The sequence below is a fragment of the Rothia sp. P5764 genome, assembly GCF_048512965.1.
In the GTDB taxonomy this organism is placed as follows: Bacteria; Actinomycetota; Actinomycetes; order Actinomycetales; family Micrococcaceae; genus Rothia.
In genome coordinates, this window is the sequence record NZ_JBLXXQ010000002.1 from 318,930 (window position 1) to 335,713 (window position 16,784).

13 protein-coding genes and 1 pseudogene are annotated in these 16,784 nt (G+C 51.6%); 2 read left to right on the forward strand and 12 right to left on the reverse strand.

Translation table 11 applies throughout. From position 1 onward, the window contains the following. Nucleotides 1–6: 6 nt before the first annotated feature. A complete protein-coding gene (thiE, locus tag ACN08Y_RS05100) occupies nt 7–705 on the forward strand; it encodes a thiamine phosphate synthase (protein ID WP_419104549.1) in 699 nt (232 codons plus the stop codon). A 47-nt stretch (nt 706–752) separates the two neighbouring features. Then, nucleotides 753–1,742: a hypothetical protein gene (locus ACN08Y_RS05105; protein ID WP_419112017.1), complete on the forward strand. Its 990-nt coding sequence runs from the start codon at nt 753–755 to the stop codon at nt 1,740–1,742. A 37-nt stretch (nt 1,743–1,779) separates the two neighbouring features. On the opposite strand, the gene ACN08Y_RS05110 is transcribed toward ACN08Y_RS05105, so the two are convergent. From ACN08Y_RS05110 to ACN08Y_RS05165, 12 genes and pseudogenes are all read right to left on the reverse strand, one after another. Further along, nucleotides 1,780–2,337 (reverse strand): HIT family protein, encoded by a 558-nt coding sequence (locus ACN08Y_RS05110; protein WP_419112018.1) that lies wholly within the window; start codon nt 2,335–2,337, stop codon nt 1,780–1,782. 81 nt (nt 2,338–2,418) lie between these two features. Next, nucleotides 2,419–3,510 (reverse strand): NADH:flavin oxidoreductase/NADH oxidase, encoded by a 1,092-nt coding sequence (locus tag ACN08Y_RS05115; RefSeq protein ID WP_419112019.1) that lies wholly within the window; start codon nt 3,508–3,510, stop codon nt 2,419–2,421. 134 nt (nt 3,511–3,644) lie between these two features. Beyond that, entirely contained in the window at nt 3,645–4,970 is a 1,326-nt protein-coding gene (locus ACN08Y_RS05120) for a carboxylesterase family protein (protein WP_419112020.1), read from the reverse strand. Between the two features lie 133 nt (nt 4,971–5,103). Continuing rightward, nucleotides 5,104–5,841 (reverse strand): hypothetical protein, encoded by a 738-nt coding sequence (locus ACN08Y_RS05125; protein WP_419112021.1) that lies wholly within the window; start codon nt 5,839–5,841, stop codon nt 5,104–5,106. Between the two features lie 211 nt (nt 5,842–6,052). After that, nucleotides 6,053–6,742, reverse strand: a complete 690-nt coding sequence (locus tag ACN08Y_RS05130) for a DUF6318 family protein (RefSeq protein WP_419112022.1) — start codon at nt 6,740–6,742, stop codon at nt 6,053–6,055. A gap of 1,658 nt (nt 6,743–8,400) precedes the next feature. Then, nucleotides 8,401–8,697, reverse strand: a pseudogene (locus ACN08Y_RS05135) (DUF6318 family protein); the annotation flags it as partial. Between the two features lie 711 nt (nt 8,698–9,408). Then, nucleotides 9,409–10,530: a reverse transcriptase family protein gene (locus tag ACN08Y_RS05140; RefSeq protein WP_419112023.1), complete on the reverse strand. Its 1,122-nt coding sequence runs from the start codon at nt 10,528–10,530 to the stop codon at nt 9,409–9,411. Between the two features lie 254 nt (nt 10,531–10,784). Continuing rightward, complete coding sequence (locus ACN08Y_RS05145) at nt 10,785–12,197, reverse strand: hypothetical protein (RefSeq protein ID WP_419112024.1); 1,413 nt, start codon at nt 12,195–12,197, stop codon at nt 10,785–10,787. A gap of 60 nt (nt 12,198–12,257) precedes the next feature. Then, the gene (gene thrS / locus ACN08Y_RS05150) at nt 12,258–14,264 is read right to left on the reverse strand and encodes a threonine--tRNA ligase (RefSeq protein ID WP_419112025.1); all 2,007 of its coding nucleotides are present in this window, start codon (nt 14,262–14,264) and stop codon (nt 12,258–12,260) included. Nucleotides 14,265–14,353: 89 nt separating this feature from the next. After that, nucleotides 14,354–15,574: a DUF1648 domain-containing protein gene (locus ACN08Y_RS05155; protein ID WP_419112026.1), complete on the reverse strand. Its 1,221-nt coding sequence runs from the start codon at nt 15,572–15,574 to the stop codon at nt 14,354–14,356. Beyond that, nucleotides 15,567–15,968 (reverse strand): GntR family transcriptional regulator, encoded by a 402-nt coding sequence (locus tag ACN08Y_RS05160; RefSeq protein WP_419112027.1) that lies wholly within the window; start codon nt 15,966–15,968, stop codon nt 15,567–15,569. Before ACN08Y_RS05160 ends, ACN08Y_RS05155 begins: the two co-directional genes overlap by 8 nt. A gap of 92 nt (nt 15,969–16,060) precedes the next feature. Then, nucleotides 16,061–16,735, reverse strand: a complete 675-nt coding sequence (locus ACN08Y_RS05165; RefSeq protein WP_419112028.1) for a TenA family protein — start codon at nt 16,733–16,735, stop codon at nt 16,061–16,063. Nucleotides 16,736–16,784: the final 49 nt, after the last annotated feature.

Sequence of the window (16,784 nt, forward strand, 5' to 3'; positions counted from 1 at the left end):
GTAAAAATGCCCCAAAAGAATTTTGTTAACGTCACAGAGCCGTCATATACGCGCGCTCAAGGCCTTGAATTACTGGCCGCGGCTCAGCTCTACCTGTGCACTGATGCGCGCACCGAGCAGGGGGACCTCACAGAATTTTTGACCAAGGCTTTTGACGGGGGCGTGGATATTATCCAGCTGCGTGATAAGACCCTGCCGGTCAATGAAGAACTTGAAGCACTCGCGCTACTAAAAGAGATTGCCCACCGGGCAGGCAAGCTTTTTGCAGTCAATGACCGGGCCGATATTGCCGCACTGGTAGGGGCAGATATTTTCCATATGGGCCAGACCGATCTGACACCCAATCAGGCCCGTAGTTTGCTAGGCCCCGATGTGCTCTTGGGCCTATCAACGCACACACCGGCCCAGGGTCTAGCAGCTTTGAGTCACCCCGAGGTTGACTACTTCGCCTGCGGCCCGGTCTGGGAAACTCCCACCAAGCCCGGCCGTCCGGCCGCTGGCCTAGACTACATCAGCTACATCGCCACCCAGCAACCGCGCAAACCCTGGTTTGCTATTGGCTCTATCAACCAGGAAAGCCTGCCGCAGGTGGTACAGGCAGGAGCCAGCCGGATCGTCGTGGTTCGCGCCCTCACCCAGAACTCCGATGTTTCCAAGGCCGCTCACCAGCTCCGCCAGGGCCTGCCTCCACTACTCGGGGCATAAGATAACCTGGTAACTCAGCAAGCAGGCAAGGGAAAAGGGGCTTTTCGGTGTACGGTCTTCTCGATGATGTTCTTATGGGGCACGATTTTGTGTGGCGAGATATCACCTGGCGGGAGCGCGCCCCGGTTCTGACAGTTGAACCTCTCCAAGCCGGTAAGCCAGCGGGGCAGGTTCATACCCTACCTATCACCCCGGGTGCCTTCCTAGGGGTTCGGGTTCTACAGCCCGGGGAAGAATCTGCGGGAACCTACTGCACCGGTTATGCCCAAGCCAAGACTGATGGACCTGGTTTTACTCACCTGCCCTGCCCCAGCTCCGCCCTGGTGCCAAAAGGTAAGCAGTGCCCCACTTGCCTGGCCCGCGACGAGTTTGCCCCCATCCACCGGGTGCATTTAGGGGCGCAGATGACCCCGGCAGCGTTAGATTACGTTAACCTAGAGCATTTTCTCTATATTGCGACCTTTCCCGATGCCACCTCAAAGGTCGGTACCGCTTCGCTCCACTCCAATCCGCGCCGTCTGGACGATCAAGCGGTCGCTACAGCCACGATTATTGCCCGCGCGCAGACCGGCATCATTGTGCGCCAGCTAGAAGATTTCGTGTCCCGGGACGCTAACCTGAGCCAGTTTAAACACGCCTCCACCAAGTACCGTTCCTGGGTGAACCCGCTGACCCCCGCAGAGATTAAGTCAGCCCACTATATGGCAGTCGAGACCGCCACCTGGGCACTTGAAGATGCCGCTGACACTATCAGCGGGTTCCAGCCGCTGGCTGAGCCTTGGGTGCCTTCACTGGCTATGGGGCGGGCTTATGCCTCTTTACGGGCAGAAAACCCCGAACCGCTGTACGCTTACCCCTCACTGACCGAGGGTGAGCACGGCTTCTACGTCACCGGCGGTACCGGCAAATTCCTAACAGCCCACACCGGCAACCCGGAAGAAACCTTCTTAGTCAATACCGCCACGCTCTCAAACAAAGCCTGTGCCAGAGTGGGCGGGCTCATTCACAAGGAAAGTAGCGAACCGCGCCTCTTCTAGACTTTTAGCACGATTTTTGTCGCACAGTACAGTGCATTTAGTGCCTTGATTGAGCCCAGTGATCGGCCAGCAAGGTACGAATCTCATCCAGGGTTTGGGTAACAGTTTTAGTGCCGGCAACAATCGGCAGAAAATTAGTGTCACCGCTCCAGCGGGGAACAAGATGCTGGTGCAGATGATCGGCAACACCGGCCCCGCCGACCTTACCCTGGTTCATACCAATGTTGAAGCCAGCGGCATTACTGACCGACCGCAATAGGCCCATAGCCTGCTGGGTCAGCGCCGCAATTTCAGCGGTTTCCTGGGGTGTGGCGTCATCGTAGTTAGGAATGTGACGGTAGGGGCACACCAGCAGATGCCCGGGGTTGTAGGGGTAAAGGTTTAGAATGACGAAAGCGTGCTGACCCCTGTGTACTATCAGTGACTGATCATCACTGCGGCCCGGTGCTTCACAAAAGGGGCAGGTGTGTTCGGTGTAGTCCTTCTGACCGCCTTTGACGTAGGCACGGCGGTGGGGCGTCCACAGGCGCTGGAAAGCGTCGGGTACGCCGGGTAGCTCAAAAGAATCGGTGGTGTAATCGGGCGTAGTCGTCACCTTCTCTAGTCTACTGCCCATCTCGAGCAAGTGCAGGAGCCGGAGCACCCAAGAGAGGAAGCTCCGGCTCGCAAAGGTTTGTTAGCGCCGAGTGTTCCAGGCCCGCTGATACTGGGCCGGGTAGTAGTCAATGTCTTCTTTAAGCTCCTGCGCCCACTCCAGTGCGAAGGAGGGGCGACGCAGGGCCTCACGGCCCACCAGCACAATATCGGCCTGTCCAGAGCCCACAATGTATTCAGCCAGACGGGGTGAGTTAATCATGCCAACAGCCGCCACAGGAATCTCGGCCTGCTGCCTAATCTGGTGTGCCAGCGGGGTCTGGTAGCCGGCAAAGACCCTAATCTTAGCCGGGTAGTTACCGCCAGCAGACACATCGGCCATGTCAAGGCCATCCTCTTTGAGCCACTGCACCACCTGAACGGTTTCCTCCGGCGTGATACCGCCCTCCACAAACTCACTGGCCGACAGACGCACCAGCAGGGGCATAGTCTCTGGGATGCGTGAACGCATAAGCCGGACTACCCTGCGGATAAACCGTGCACGGTTTTCCAGGCTACCGCCGTAGTCATCGGTACGCTCGTTGGACAGGGGCGAGAGGAACTGGGTCAGCAGGTAGCCGTGGGCGCCGTGGATTTCAATAAAGTCAAAGCCAGCGGCAAGGGCGCGCTCAGCGGCGGCCCCAAAGGCCTCGACCAGTTCCTCAATCTTCTCCAGGCTCAGCGCCTGGGGTTGATCATAGCCCGGGTAGGCGATAGCTGAAGGGGCTAGGGTTTGCCAGCCTCCTTCTTGGGGGCTAAGCGTCCCCTTGTGACCGCCACGAGTCGCAATCTCACCGGCTGTTGAGGCTTTGCGCCCCGCATGGCCAATCTGGATACCGGCCTTAGCGCCCGCTGCCTGGATAGCCTGCACCACAGGTTTGAAGGCCTCGGTGTGCTGATCGCTCCACAGGCCCAGGCAGTTGGGGCTAATACGCCCCTGGGGCTCAATATCGGTCATTTCAACAATGACGGCCCCGGCACCACCGCGTGCCAGCGCGGAATAGTGGCCAACATGGTAGGCGGTGGCAAGCCCGTCGCCTTCGGTCACAGAGTACTGGCACATGGGCGGCACCCAGAGCCGGTTGCGGGTGCTCATAGAGCCAAGAGTGAAAGGTTCAAACAGTGGGGAAACCATAACTCCTCATCCTTTACAAAGTTAGGTAGGTACAGAGCCAACTCTATCTAACCGGGTGAACCTCTTGAACGAGCAAAACCGCAAACGCCCCTTAGCTGAGAAATATTGACTTTTAAGACCTGGCTAAAGCTAATCTAGGCAAGACTGATTCGCGCCGCATTGGCATACTGTGCGGGCACTGAGCCGGTTCGTGCCAAGCTAGCCCAGACAGCGCGCAGCGCCCACCCCTGTTGAGTACGGGTTGATGGCCCCGCACTTGCTCGGAGCGCTGAGCCTTCCCAGGCCGGATTGTCAAAGAGCAAGCTGAGATCCGAGCTGTGGGTTGAGCGCCGGTAGTGCCAGCCCGAGCCAGTTTCCAGCGAATAGACAGTCGCTTGCCCACCGGCCCGCCTGTATTTGTCGGCAAAGTTCCGGCTGGCTCGCGTGTAGATCCGCTCGGTGAGCCAACGGGTCAGCGGCTCGCCCCAGGCAAAGAGGAAGTTCCCCAGCGCGGTGGGGAACTCAGGAGTCAGCCCGGCCGCCTCCCTGGGCATGTTGCCCACCAACAGCGGTACCCTAGCCGCTAGCTGTGCCAGTTGGACGGGTTCTTCTTCCTCTGCCGGTAGTGGGTAAGCACCAAACTGACACCCCAGAGGTAGAAAGCCGGACCAGCCAAAACGTAGGGGGTTGGCGAAGAAGTAGCGGCCGCCCTGATGCGCCCAGACCTGGGCGGGTGCTTGGCGGTCTAGGTGCTCGGTGGCCGCCAGCAGGTGCTTGGTCAGCTTTTGCTTGCCGTAGCCCAGATCCAAGGGTGCGCTCTGGATGATAGCCCTGTGGATGAGGTTCTCTTCCGCCACCTTGGGGGTAGCTAGGAGGCGGGCAACTAGGTCTCCGCCAGCGGATTGTCCCCAGGCTGTGACACATTCCGGGTCACCGCCAAATCTCTCAATATTTCCTTTGACCCAGTGCAGGGCAGTGAGGGCATCCAGTAGCCCAAGGTTGGCGGGGCGGCCCGGGGTCCCTCCCAAAAACCCCAGTAGACCTAGCCGATAGGTGACCGTGACGACTACCAGGTTCTGCTCTGCAACCAGCTTGTGGGGGTCGTAGGCGGGGGCGTCTCCCCCACCGGTCAGGTAGGAACCCCCGTGGAAGAAGACCAGCACAGGCAACTTTCCGCTGTGGGCCTTAGCCGGGGTCATGACGCTGAGTTTGAGGCAGTCTTCTGAGAAGCTGGTGGGCTGGCCGATGTCCGGCCCGGCAGGCCCTGTGGGTTGGGGGCATCCTGGGGCGGGGGTCTTGGCCTTGGAGTTGGGAGTCAGGGTTTCTAAGGGGGTGAGTTGGGGGTAGCTAAATCTCTTTGCCTCGGCGTAGGGAATTCCCATGTAGTAGTTGATACCGTTCCGGGTTTCAGGGTTGGGCAGCGGGCCTGAGCTTGGCCCGTGTACGGTGGAAGCCGACTGTTGCTGGCGTTGTGTATCCATGTTCTTATGGTAGGACACCTAGAGGGCTATGCTAGGTGGCGGGCCTGCGGGGGCTACTGGGTCAGTACGATACGCCGAGTCGAGGCCCCTAGCACTAGCAAGACCCCCGTTTCTTGGGTTTGGGTGTTGTGATTTAGTGCCCTGGGCAGCCCCAGCCGCTAGGGTTAGTGGCGCAATCATCTGCAACGAGTCCAGCTTTGACCCGCCACACGCGAATCAGCTGGGGCTGGCTGCTTGCTTGGCCGGTGCCCTCAATAACCTGCCAGGGGCCGCCGGTTACGCTGAATTCGCCCCGGTAGTAGGTGGTGACGCTGTAGTTGAAGTCGCCCGGTTCAGTGTATTTGTGGCTGGTGGGGGTTTCTTGGTCCCAGATGTCTTCGCCTAGCTGGTAGCCGGGGTTGGTGGTCTTGAGGGTTTGACCGTCACCGTAGGTGAAGGTGTAAGAGATGGGGATAGCACGCACTTGGACAGGTAGGCCGCCCATTTCGATGTCGAAGATTTGTTCTTGGGGTGTGGCCCAGAAGTTGGTGTTGTAGTTTTTGAGGGTGTGGGGTGCGCGTTCTTGGTGGGCTTCTGAGGGCAGGATGCCGAGGTTTTGGAAGTCTTCGGTGGTGACGATGATTGGTTCTGGGGCGGTGACGATCTGGCCGTCGGGTAGGGTGTATTCGATGGGGTCTGCGGCTTGTCCGTCTGGTGTTTTGGGTAGGCAGAGGTAGGTTTGCCCGAATTTGCCTTGCTGGACGCCAGCAACGTCGGGTGGGGCCAGCACCAGATTGCGGGAAGCGTCAGGACTGCTACAGGGGACGTGTATGGGAGAAGACTTCGAGGCACCCAGTGAATTAGAGGAATAACGGTATACATCTTCATCCACTTGCCTAGGCACTGGTTGAGTTGTATTTTTATTGTCAGCAAATCTATCGGGATAGCCTGGAGGTAAATCTTTAAATTTCTGATTACTCCATACTTTGATTGTCGAGTTATCAATGGTTCCTTCGACGGCAAAGCAAGAGTCATTCAATGTGACCAGGCTCAATAGCGGAATTGTTACTATAACCCGCAGGCTCTTAAAAGTTTTTATCAATTCACTGCCCTTCTACTACTTCAACCCCTTTAAGAGTCCAGAACCCTTTTTCAAACTTCGCGATAAAATAAATTCCTTGGCCGCGAGTGTGAGACCAGTCCACTAAATCGCCAGGGCCGTCCAGCTGGACTCTCATATCCTCGATATTTAGGTTCCCACCCCAGGTGTAAATTCCATCCCCTTGGGCAACTAGCAGGCCCTCTCCAACGATTGCTTCTCGTCGGCCACCTTCAATCCACCCCTTTCGGTTGTAGATTTCATTGGACCAAATATAAAACTCTCGTTCGCTGGTATATTCATCAGAGACAAGGGGCTCAGCATATGAAAAGTCACCGGTCTGAATCCCATAATTCACACAGTCGTTCCAGTAACCGATGAATTTAAAGAGTCCATCCTCTGACTCAACGTTCATGCCCTCCGGCTTAACCGGCTTGGGTACATTTTGCGCAGGCCCCTGCTCATCAGCTTGTCGATATTCACCTTCCGGAGCCTTTGACCCCCCTGAGTAATGCTCGGCTGCGTCGCCGGATTCTGAGGGGGTCGCCGTGACGCTGGATGAAGATACGGCACTACTGGAAGGTGTTGGTGGCTCAGGAATAGATCCAGTTTTCTGCTGCCCACAGCCAGTAAAAGTTAGTGCTGCTAGAGCCACTAGGGTGATGGGTGTTGCGAGAGTTTTGCGGCTTACCATGCTGGTTCTCCTGGGTGACGTGGGGCAATGAACTGTTATTCAGTTTCTACCACTGCCGGTGTCCCCAGGCAAGCAGTGGGCCACGAGGCTGTGTAAAACCCTATTTATGTGTCTACTTGTTACAGTTCGACGATCTTATCTGCAGCCCAACGAACACCCAGACTTTAAACCGGTGCGCCTACCAGAACGAAGCCAAGCCGTATTGCAGGAACTTTACTACAGTCTGTAAGCCATATTCAGCCTCATCACTCTGAGGCATTTCGGCGGAACCGGGGAGAAGTAAGCTCTAGTACACATCAGGGACTCTTGTTTGTCTCTAGCAGTTACTTATTAGGGTTAGGGTGGGCTGAATACCAGTCAGACTTTTACCAGATACGGAGCCGGACCACTGCTCGATTTTTCACCGTACAAAGCCTATAGCTATGCGGAGTGGCTTCACCATTTCACGGTGAACAAAGAGAAGGTCCTTGAACTGGAATTCTCAGGTGAGCCCACAATATCTGAGGCCGAGGCTAAGCTCCTGCCCCCTTCTATTGCCGACTTCGAGCGCGGAGAAGCTAGCGAAGGGTTGCACCTCAAGAAAGCGGCCGAGGTATTCGCGCGTGAGAACGGGCAACCGACTATGCGGCAACAATCCACCTGGTTACTGAGGAGGAAAACACCCATTCCTCCTACCTGGAACGGTTCATGAGGCGCCACGGCTTAAAGCTTAAGAAAGCAAGCCTACTCGACAGCATTTTTACGGCGATCTGCAGAGTCAAAGGGATTGAATCTGAGGTGACGGTCCTGGTGACTGAGGATATTATTGCTATTCCCTACTATGCTCCGCTACGCTATGCGACGTCGTCACCTCAGCTTAAGCGGGTATGCGAGAGGATTCTTGAGGACGAGAGGTCCCGCACATTGCTTTCCAGTCATTTACGCTGAGGTCGCTCCCCCCCCCCCCGTCGGATGTTCGCCGGCTGATCCGTAGGGGGCTGATGCTTGGTACTTGTACAGTAATTTGGCTGTCATGCCGACCGCTGTTCAAAGCGGGCGGTTATTCGTTTACCAGCCTAGTCAGGGAGGCTATGGGTATTCTGAGGAACTCAATCAACTTTGCCTGTGATGTAGCCGCGCGTTAGGGCAAAGTTCAGCAATAATATGTATAAAGGCTGAGCACCCTAAGGTGGTCGCTCAGCTTTACTTTATGCAGAATGCTAAAAAATTGCTCCAAAGGGACTGCGCGCGATCAAGCATTGCTGTTTTGAAAGTTTAAAGCCAAAATTTCAATCGTATCAGGGGGGCTAGAGAATACAAGGAATAGCACTTTATTAAATCAGTCAGAAAATTTAGATTGATAAACACAGAGTTACTTATGTCCACCTCGATCCGTTTACCGTGCGATTAGGAAAGATGATTTTTTCTATGAACATTACGTGACTATGTCAAGTGATCATTAAATAATGGCGAAACAATAAATGTAAACTTACATATCAGCTCGAAGCGCGCAATCCCTCGCTTTAGATTGAAACGATATCATTAATCTTCCATGCACCATCGATATAGCTAACTTGAAATTCAACTTGCTGCCCAAGTATCCATAAATCATCAAGATAATCTGATTCACCACCTATATAGCTTAGCACCTTACCCGCGGGAAGGAGATCAGCCCAGGTTTATCTTCCATCCCCATATGAGACCAAGAGATTTTCACCAAGTTTAACTTTCCTAAGGCCACCTACAAACCAACCACCGCGATCATAAAGCTCAGTTGCCCACGCACACACCTCTACTTCAGTGGTGTATTCCTCTGATATCAGCGGTTGAGCGTATGAAAAATCGCTTGTTTGTATCCCATAGTTAACAGAGTCCATCCAGTACCCAAGAAACTTCTCTAAACCCTCAGCAAACTCAACGTTCATGCCCTCCGGCTTCACGGGTTTCTGTATATTCTGAGCAGGACCCTGCTCATCAGCAGGTCTGTATCACCCTCAGGAGTCTTAGACCCACCAGAGTAATGCTCAAACAGGAGCCCTAGACTCCGCCGCGGCCGCAGTGCTACTCGTGGAAGATGCCACGCTACTAGAAGATGTTGAAGGTTCAGGAATAAACCCGGTTTTCTATTCCCCACAACCGGTAAAAATGAGGGTTGCTAGGGCGGCCAGCGTGATGAAAGTTGTCAGTGTTTTCCGGGGTGTCATGTGCTACTCCTACGTGACGTGGTGCGATGAACTGTTACACAGTTTCTACCACTGTAGAGGTGCCCAGGCAAGAGACATTCGAAGAGGCAGTATAAAGCGCCACTCGTACAACTTATCTATGCAGATACCCAGGAGATTCGGCACCACCTCAGAAAGTCTGGATACTATAATGTAAAATTTGGCCCCTCCTAGAGAATAGTTGCAGATAATGTCTGATACTTTCATCTGAAATCAATCCGACTGATTATAAAATAGAATTTTAAGAATGGAAATTTATCTGCTTCTAAATAATCAAAGCCTATATTGACTCAACGATAAAAAATTGATTTACACTAGAACCATATTACATACCATAACAAAGGGTTGTACAGTATGGGATTTATTATTACATGCATTGACCCACAAAAATGAGACCAATTTAAAGAAAATCCACGAATTATTTTCAATCCATAAATCCCTATCGTTTGTAGAAAATATGTAAATTTAATAAAAGATGCCTTGGGAGATTCTGTATTTTTGAATAATGTTCGACCACCTTCTTTTCAAAGAATTGTAAAGAACAGGATTAGGAGCCTTGATGAAACTCAGATTTCCATTAATAAAATTAATAAATCCCTCAGGTGACTGGAATCCACGCTGTTGCGAATACTCTAAAACTCCATAAAGATCGCTCTGACGTATATGCCATTTCAGGTCTGAAACATACTTCTTCGGAACATGCACACCGTGACTATCAACAATTAATCCAAGTACTTTTTTATGCTTGCCTGGAGGAATGAGTATTGTTTTTCTTGAGTTAATTTCTAAACCAAGCTTAAGGGCTTCGGTTGAAACTTTATTTATGATAATACTAGCTTTATTGCCTGTGATAATTTTGTTTGATGAAAATATTAAATCATCACTATATCTCGTATAAATTAAATCGTTATTAATTGAAAATAATTCAATCTCTTTATCAAAATTTTTTAGAAAAATATTTGCGAGCTGTCCGCTAGTTGGGGCACCTTGCGGTAGATGTCCTGGGTTTCGTGGTGCGTACGGAAGCTTACTGGGTATGTTAAGATCACCGGTTCTCTTACGTCTAATTGTACATAATCTTGAAAATTCAAATGATAATATTTCACTATATCCAAGTTCATTAAAAATCTTATAAATTGAAATTTCATCAATAGAATCAAAAAAATTTCGAAGATCAATTTTTAACATCCACTTATTACCGATATGTTTTTCAGCTGCATCAAAAATTGATTTTCCGTTTTCATAGGCATATGAAGAACTAGAATTTTCTACCGATGAAAGTATAAAATCTAGTATCCATCTCTGAACAATTTTTAAATCAAGGATGGGTGAGTAAAGATTTCTAACTGTTCCATCGGCCTTCAAATGTTCAATCCGGTGATACGCGAACTGTTTTCCTGAAACAACGCGTCTAAGAAAAAAATAGTCTGTTTCCGTTAATAGCGATAAATGTTTAAGTGTTAAAACTGGATAACAATTATGGGATATGGTTTTTATTCTGATTCGATTATATTTCTCAACTAAATCTTTTGATAAATTTTCATTTCGAACCCCGTTCGAGAAATAGTCATGAGACGAAATATTCATCTACCTTTTCCTTCTTGGAAAACCGCGAAGCGGTTAATTTTCATCATTCTTTTACCTACAGACGAAAAGTCAAAAGTAAAAGAATGATGAAATGAAAATTGGTGAAAGCTAATATTTTGAGGGTAATGCCTATAATTAGCCATACTTAAAACACCAGTTAGTTACGTCAACCAACACGACCCCACCGTTACTAGGGGCAGGGCTACAAAATATAATTTTGCAGTGTATGCACTAAATGAATTTTCGTCTCATGACTAACTCCTAGGATAGTAAAAATATTCGTGGCTGTCAATCCCATTTGAAACACCCGATAAATTATGTCTGGAGAAGTACCTTTTTTGTTCATAGGGCAGAGTAGAAAAGTCTTGGAATTCAGGAGATAACTCAATAACGGGATTTCCATACAGTATACTTCCATCAGGGTTATGGCTAGAAATAATTATGTACCCTTGATCTTTAAGTTTCCTGACAAGCCCTTCGACAACAAGTGCATTTTCATTTAACAGTATACAAATATCTGAAAATCTTAATCGCAAGTATTTTTTTATATTATCAGGATTCCCTTTTATTTCATTGGAAGCCTGAAATTTTTTTATCATCAAATAGTATAACAATGATATTTTATATTTTTCTGATTTAGATTTCGCATGATTAAAAATATATTTATAACCCGAACTGAACATAAGTCTTTCTTCAAGTAATGCAATTTTTTGACTTCTATTTTTTTCATATCTTCTCGGATAAGCTGAATATCTATTTGAAAATATCCAAGAAAATCCTTCAACATTAGCCAAGCGCTTATTTGCATATAAAATTGATGGTGTATTATTGGGTAGAAAAAAATCAGTAATAGCCATATTTCCGCTATCTTTATATCCTAGAATTTCCTTTCTTTGTTTTGGCTTAAGCTTTCTTCCGCCCAATGTCTTGCACAGGTTAGCTATCCCATTAATCTCTTCATAATCTAGCCATTTTAAATCGAAGATACTTTTAGTAAAATATTCATAGTAAAATTTATCAAAAACCTGTTCTTCTCTGAGGGCATCTAAGGCAGCCTCTGAAATGGCGAAGCATAGCAGATTTATCTCAAGTTTTTCTCTATATATTTTCCAAATCGGACTATTTCTAAATGATTTTCCAAAAGTGACTGCTTCATCACCGGATAAAGACATATCAGTCACGCAGACAAATTTTATTTTCTTTCCCTGTTGTATAAATTCTGATATATCACTGAAAGATAGTTTGTCTGCTGGCAATATTTTATTTTTCCTGCTATCCTCCTGGTCTAAGATTGTGTTTCTAATCCAATGACTTATCTGCGCTTCACTACCAGGAGATATACCAATAATACTTTCTTGAGGTGTATAATCACTAAATGCCAGCGGCTTATATTCAGCACCGTCAAGTCTCCAGTTATAAAATTGGTCAGAGAATTTTATTTTTTTCTTTGAACTAATATCTACAATAGGGTAAAAAACAATTAGCTCATCACTGCCGAGTGAATATATTATGTTATTTATTTTCTGCCTAATTGCAAGCTGAATTCTTTCCGTACTATAGACGTCAATTTCTTTAATAAATTGCAAAGCATATTTTTTATATTCTCCATGAAAATTATTTAGCCAAAGCTCTGTTGCTTCTGACCAGGTCAATGTCTCGTTATACATATGTAATATTAATTATGGGCTACATATACTCTACGCATGCAGCCCAATTGAAGGCTTTTTTTAACAAAATTTCATCGGGTCCTCATTCACCCGCTGCTCGATGTGCTCCACAATTCGCTTCACGGCTTCATCAACGGGCACGCCGTTTTCTTGGGAGCCGTCGCGGAAGCGGAAGGAGACCGCGCCGTTCTCGGCGTCCTCTCCCCCGGCAATCAGAATGAAGGGAGCCTTCTGCTTGGAAGCGGTGCGGATCTTCTTGGGGAACCGGTCAGTACCGTAATCCACCTCAACACGCACACCGGCGGCCTGCAGTTTAGCGGCAACCTGGCCCATGTAATCGTTGAAAGCCTCAGCAACCGGCACACCAATCACCTGAACAGGGGCCAACCAGGCCGGGAACGCACCGGCATACTGCTCAATGAGTACACCCAAGAAACGCTCAAAAGCACCAAACTTTGCACAGTGAATCATGACAGGCTCCTGGCGGGTACCGTCCGATGCCTGGTATTCCAGCCCAAAACGCTTGGGCTGGTTGAAGTCGTACTGCACGGTAGACATCTGCCAGGTACGGCCAATGGCGTCCTTAGCCTGAACAGAAATCTTGGGGCCGTAGAAGGCGGCACCACCGGGGTCAGCGACCAGCTCTAGGCCGGTTTCGGTAGCAACCTGTTCCAGCACAGCGGTGGCTTCTTCCCACTGCTCATCGGTGCCAATGAACTTGTCCTTCTTATCGCCCTCAGTGTCGCGGGTGGACAGTTCCAAGTAGAAGTCGGTCATACCGAAATCTTCCAGCAGGGACAGCATGAACTTGAGCAGGTGGCGGACCTCGTCCGGTGCCTGCTCCTTGGTCACATAGGAGTGGGAGTCGTCCTGGGTAATCATGCGCACGCGGGTCAGACCCTGGAGCACACCGGACTTCTCATCGCGGTAGACGGTGCCAAATTCAAAGAGACGCAGGGGTAGCTCACGGTAGGAGCGGCCACGCGAACGGAAAATCTCGTTGTGCATGGGGCAGTTCATGGCCTTAAGGCGGTAGGCCTGGCCCTCGTCCTCCATAGCGGGGAACATGCCGTCTGCGTAGTAGGGCAGGTGGCCGGAGGTGTAGAAGAGGTCTTCCTTGGATATGTGCGGGGTCTTGACGTACTGGAAGCCCTCCTCAATGTGGCGGGTGCGGACATAGTTTTCCATCTCGCGCAGGATGACGCCGCCCTTGGGGTGGAAGACGGGCAGGCCGGGGCCGATAGTCTTGGGGAAGGAGAAGAGGTCCAGTTCTTCACCCAGGCGGCGGTGGTCGCGGCGCTCAGCCTCGGCAATGCGGTCCTTGTAGGCCACCAGTTCTTCCTTGGTGGGCCAGGCGGTGCCGTAGATGCGCTGGAGCATGGGGTTCTTCTCAGAGCCGCGCCAGTAGGCACCACCGGCACGCATCAGGGCATAACCGTTAGCAATCAGCTTAGTATTGGGCAGGTGGGGGCCGCGGCAGAGGTCCTTCCAGACCGTCTCACCCTTCTTGTTGACGTTGTCGTAGATGGTGATTTGACCAGCGCCTACCTCAACGGAGGCGCCTTCTGCGGCATCGGAGCCGGAGCCGGGCCCCTGGGAGAGGGTCAGCAGTTCCAGCTTGTAGGGTTCGTTTGCCATCTCCGCTTCGGCTTCGGTCTGGGTGACCACGCGGCGGCGGAAGGTCTGGCCGCTCTTAATAATCTTCACCATGTTCTTCTCGATCTTCTTCAGATCTTCGGGGGTGAAGGGTTCTTCAACGTCAAAGTCAAAGTAGAAGCCGTCGGTGATGTAGGGGCCAATACCCAGCTTGGCGTCCTTGCGGTATTCCTGCACCGCCTGCGCCATGACGTGTGCGGCTGAGTGGCGGAGCACGTTCAGGCCGTCTTCCTCATGGATACTGACAGGTTCAAGGGTGCAACCGTCGGTCAGTTCAGTGGAGAGGTCTACCAGGGTGCCGTCGATACGGGCAACGACAATCTCGGGGTTCTCGGCGAACAGGTCGGCTGCGGTGGTGCCTGCTTCAACGGTGTGAGCGGCGCCGGCTAGGGTGATGGAAAGGGATGACAAGGAGTCTCCTAAAGGGTAGTGCCCACCCCTACAACGGGTGAGCTGAAGTGTACATCTGCACGGTACGAGGGTGCAGAACAGTATCAAGTCTACCCTGCCAGCAGGAAGGGCAGCAGGATGCTGGAGACCACAATGACCAGAAAGATGATGCCAAAGACCCAGCTTGCCGGGTGCGCCCAGTTGGGTGAGTAGCCAACACCGATGTGTTTGGGCACCATGATGTTGGGGTTATCCCGGTTGTAGTAGAAAATCCCGTACTTGATGTGGTCGCTTTCATCGGGTAGTTCGAGTTCGGTGGGGTCCACTGCCCCGGCTTGGGCAAGCGCAAGGACGGCCCTATCGAGCGACCGGGTGGCCTTGATACTTGAGAAGCAAAGCAGCAGAGTAGCTCCCAAGACCAGCACTAAGAATATCCAGATTTGGGCTGCCTGGAACCAACCGGGCAGAGTAATCAGTGCGGAGAGGTCCAGTAGTCCGATACCGAGTGTTAGCGTAAAAGCAAGTAGCCCCAGGGAATGCAGGGTTTTCTGAGCCGCAACCTTGGTGCGGAGTCCCTGGTAGTCTGCGGCACTCACGCCCAAAGCATCGCTCAACAGGTCAAGGTTTTGGGGCGGCTTGGCAGAAAGACCAGCCAGCTTGGCCTCACCCGGTTTGGTCTGACCGTTTATCTGGTGGGCCACAAACCAGCCGCACAGCCATACCGTGCCGAGGGTAAAGAGGGCGCTAGAAAGAGGCATAAAGACAGCCCACACCGTTTTAGCCGCCCAGCCGTCGGCTTCACCCACCGCATTGAAGTGAACGGGGTAAGGGTCGGGCAGCTGGGGGTAGCGCAGAGCAAGGGCGAGAGCCCACAGGGCTACCAGGAGCAGAGAGGCCACAAACCAGCCGGTTGGCATGCTCAGGGGTGAGCCTTGGCTGACCTTGATGTTAAAGGTCTTTCCGGTTTCTACCCCGGCGTACCACTTGCCCCGCGCCTTAAGGTCTGCAACCACCGTGCGTGCTTTGGCAATAGCGTAGGCCGTTCCGGCCAGCTGTAGAAAAGGGAGCAGGGTGAGAGCCACCAGCCCGTTCAGCTGGCTAAGAACCGCTAAAAGGCTTGCCCCCAAAATAAGCGGTAGAGATGTGGCTACCGTCCAGAGAGTAAAGACCCGGTTTGCCTGCTTGAGCTCCGGTGTGTGGACGTAGCTCAGGGGGATGTTCACCCCGTAGGGCTTGTTGACCGCTACGAGATTCGGGGTTGTCAGCAGAACGGCCAGCATAAAGAGGCCCGTGATCAGGGTAAGTACGGGCAGCGCTAATGCGTTAGACATGACTAGCCTCCTGCTGGGATTCGAGCCAGGTCAGTTGCTGGCGCGCGGTGAGAAGAATGGCTTCGGTGTCTCTGCCTTGGGCGCGCCCTAAGGCCAACAGGTGCAGGAGGGCTTCTTCCCAACTACTACTGTCCAGGTCTGTAGCCGTATGGTGCGGGTCGGCGGCGACGGTTGTTTTCCCTCGGTTGTGGCTAACAACCAGGCCTTCTGCCTTAAGCAGGTCGTAGGCTTTGAGCACCGTGGCGGGGTTAATGCTGAGTTCCTGGGCCACGGCTCGCACGGAAAGAAGCTGGTCGCCGTAGGCCAGCTGGCCGGTAGCAATTGCTTGGACCACCGCATCGTGTATCTGCTGGTAGACCGGTAGCGGCGAATTATCCCTAATGGTGATGTTCATGGTCTCCCCCCCCTATCTGTATTAGTTTTAATAATACAGATAGGGGGGTGGGGCACAAGACCTCCGCGCAGAAATTGCGGGGCAAGCGAAACTTAGGAAAGTGCCTTGTACCCCAGTTCAAAGAAGTCATATTCAAGCTGAAGAGCCTTTCTCCACAGCGGCAGAAGGGTCTGAACCTGCTCACCATCAAGAAGTTGGCGCTCCAGCTCCCCTGCCAAGAAGTTCACCCACTCCTTGAAAGAATTGCCACGGTGCAGATCAATCCACCCCCGGTACAGGTCATTCTCTGGAAGCTCCCTCTGCAGAGAGCCCCAGTCCAGGTAGAGCCCTTCAGCGATAACCAACATGACCAGGAGCTCCGCGTAGCTACCCTCCCGGCCCACTGAGTACATTAGCTCTTGAAACTGCCTGGTTGTTGCATCCAGCTCAGGCTGCGAATAGTCCGTTTCGGGCACTCCGAACTGCCCGAAGGCCTTCAGGAAGTATGAGTCTTCATCGCTAGCCAGAAAGCCTAGCTGTTGTGAGAAGCGGATCTTTGCTTTCATGCTGTCAGCCCGGGCAACGCAAGAGCCCAACATGCAGATGAAAGCCTCGAAGAATTGGTAATCCTGAATCAGGTAGCGGCAAAAGACTTTTGGGTCCAAGGTGTCATTGAAGAGTTCATCAACGAACCTGTGCTGGATAGAGGCCTGCCACAGCTCCTGAGTCTCGGTGAGGAATTGTGAAAGGCGGGGGCCTACCTCAAAGGTGTGTTGGTTCTGAGCCATGAATCTGCACTTTCTCTGGGAGACATGGTTGCACCAACAATTATGCTGT